Annotated in this window: 3 protein-coding genes; all 3 read left to right on the top strand. The window is 48.3% G+C overall.

The window, feature by feature from the left end; translation table 11 throughout:
- Window positions 1–29: 29 nt before the first annotated feature.
- On the top strand, window positions 30–995 hold the full coding sequence (locus GX089_08735; protein NLP02566.1) for a hypothetical protein: 966 nt from the start codon (window positions 30–32) through the stop codon (window positions 993–995).
- A gap of 31 nt (window positions 996–1,026) precedes the next feature.
- Window positions 1,027–1,563 (top strand): hypothetical protein, encoded by a 537-nt coding sequence (locus tag GX089_08730; GenBank protein ID NLP02565.1) that lies wholly within the window; start codon window positions 1,027–1,029, stop codon window positions 1,561–1,563.
- Window positions 1,564–1,593: 30 nt separating this feature from the next.
- The coding region (locus GX089_08725; protein ID NLP02564.1) for a hypothetical protein at window positions 1,594–2,062 on the top strand (469 nt) is incomplete at its 3' end.

Here is a 2,062-nt window from a genome sequence, read left to right as displayed (position 1 = left end):
GGTTGTTTACAAATTCCAGGAGATTTACGATGGATGTGAAATTTTGGGTTGTTGGCTTTCTGGTACCAGTTTCTGTGCTGACCCAGCTATCTGCTGAGGACGTCAGTCCTCGTGACTCAACAGAAATTCAGGCTGTCTCTCCAGAAATCTCTGAACCTGCAAGGGCTGTTGACACCATTGTTCTGAGTGAAGATGAGATGGAGGAGGCTGAGAATAGGCTGGAGGATAGTCTCGATGCACTGGAAGACAGGTTGGAGGATAGTGTCAGGGTTAGTGAGGCCAAAATAGATACTATTGATGCCAGTGAGCTGGAATCGAAGATAAGCTATGGGGTGCAGGCATTTACCCGTTTTATTTCAAAATCCCGGGCACAGGGTTATGGAGGTGGTGTTGTACTTCAGCCTCTGCTTCTGGGATTGCATCTAAAGCCTGTATATGATCTGGCTCACAGAGACAGGGTTCTTAAGGCCTGGGATTTTCCGGACCTGGTGGATGGATACTCTCCAGTGCTCACGATAGGTGCGCTGTTTTATGGTGGAGTGGGCAAGGGTACAAGAGTGGGTTTCGGCGGCTGGAAAGGGGATCTCTTTTTGGGCAGTGAAGAGCAGGAATCAGATTCTATCATGGTGCTGAAAGTTGAGACTCTTTATGGAGGACTCTTACTGGAAAAGGTTTTCCTTAAGGGCAACATGAACTTTTTCGTGGGTGGGATTGTTGGCGGCGGAAAGATCAATGTTGACAGAGGATACCAGAGCGCAAATGCGTTCAAGGCTGTCTGGGACAGATATAATGATAAGACGGAAAAGGCAGAAGCTGCTTTCACCGGGTTTGAGATTCATAGCGGTTTTACCGTTACTGTGCTTCCATGGATGCATCTGGGGGCAGATGTTAATGGACTGCTGATGCTTTCTCTGAACGGATTTGGAACCGGGAGAGGTTTTATTTCCTTTAATCCCGGTGTTCGTCTGAGATTGACACTGGGGAATCTGGGATGAGCTTTTCAGGGCAGACAGGAAGCAGGGTCTGATGCGCGAGGGACTGCTGGGTTTGCTGTTGTATCTGACGCACTGGCTTGCTCCTGAGGCGGATAGGGCAAGTATAGATGCTCGTTTTGTCAGGTTTATAGATGAGCAGACAATAAGTTTTAACTGCCAGATGGAGATTGCCTGGAATAAACGTCTCGAGCAGCTTGTTGATGCGGGAATACCGCTGAGATTCCGTATCGCTAGCTTTTCCGATAAATCGGATACAGTCCTTTTCTATCGTTCACTTTTTTTCGATGTAGTTAACTATACATATACTTTTTCGGATTCCGGGGGGTGGGGGGTTCAAAGATCAAATCCATATCCGCTCATTCACCTCGCGTTAAGGGATTTCTGTCGATGGGAGGTGAAGGTGCCCCGGGATGCCATGCTATGCCGGGTTGATGTCCAGATTTTACCTAGTAAAGCGGAGCAGTTGAACCGAATGGTTGACATGAGTAAAGTCTGGGGCAGACAGAAGGTGCTTTTCCGTTTTAATCCTCAGGAGAAGATTAAACGTAAGGCAGGCAGAAAAAAGTAGGAGAACGATGTGTTGAGGTTCTGGAAAAGAATGGAAATCGAGTGGAAGATACTTCTTCTGGCGGCTTTCATTCTTGTGGGAGTTGTGCTTCCTGTACAGAAATTTTACAGTGATAAGCTGAAAAGTACACTTGATCAGAGTGTTGATTCCGGTCTTGAGCCGCTCCTGAGGGAGGTCCTGGCAATTGACAGCGGGATTTTAGAGGGAGCTGTGACCTCGAGCCTCAGCCGCAATCGTCAGTGGCAGGCCATGATTCCAATCATTGTGGAAGAGCAGAACAGGGCGATGATGTCTTTTTCCGCTATCCTTTCTGCGTCGCTTCTGTTTCTGGCTTTCTGGTCATTGAAGCGGTTGACAAGACCGCTGAGGGACCTGGCAAAAAATGCTGATGCAATTGGAAAGGGACTTGTGGTAAAGATCGGGAACGATTCAGGGGGTGCGCTGGGGAGGCTTGAGAGGGCGATGGAGTCGATGCAGGAGGAACTCGAAAAACATCGGG

This window comes from Fibrobacter sp. (assembly GCA_012523595.1).
In the GTDB taxonomy this organism is placed as follows: Bacteria; Fibrobacterota; Chitinivibrionia; order Chitinivibrionales; family Chitinispirillaceae; genus JAAYIG01.
The sequence above is the reverse complement of the archived record's forward strand: the minus strand, read 5'-3'. Positions and strand labels throughout refer to the sequence as shown.

Coding starts and splice junctions, on each gene's coding strand:
- GX089_08735 (NLP02566.1), top strand. CDS start 30: ATGGATGTGAAATTTTGGGTTGTTGGCTTTCTGGTACCAGTTTCTGTG.
- GX089_08730 (NLP02565.1), top strand. CDS start 1,027: ATGCGCGAGGGACTGCTGGGTTTGCTGTTGTATCTGACGCACTGGCTT.